Origin of the sequence: Shigella sp. FC1967, assembly GCF_001743005.1 — a bacterium.
Classification (GTDB): Bacteria; Pseudomonadota; Gammaproteobacteria; order Enterobacterales; family Enterobacteriaceae; genus Proteus.
In genome coordinates this window covers 1-211 of record NZ_MIIZ01000482.1, presented here as the reverse complement: position 1 = coordinate 211, position 211 = coordinate 1, and the positions used below count along the sequence as shown (strand labels likewise).

Below are 211 nucleotides of genomic sequence, written 5' to 3'. Positions count from 1 at the left end.
CAGGCGTCACACCGTATACGTCCACTTTCGTGTTTGCACAGTGCTGTGTTTTTAATAAACAGTTGCAGCCAGCTGGTATCTTCGACTGGCTTCGGCTCCATCCGCAAGGGATTTCACTTACCGCCAGCGTGCCTTCTCCCGAAGTTACGGCACCATTTTGCCTAGTTCCTTCACCCGAGTTCTCTCAAGCGCCTGAGTATTCTCTACCTGA

General features: G+C 51.7%; 1 rRNA gene. It reads right to left on the bottom strand.

What is annotated here, in order from left to right:
- Window positions 1-211 (bottom strand): 23S ribosomal RNA (locus tag BHE89_RS04185); the annotation flags it as partial.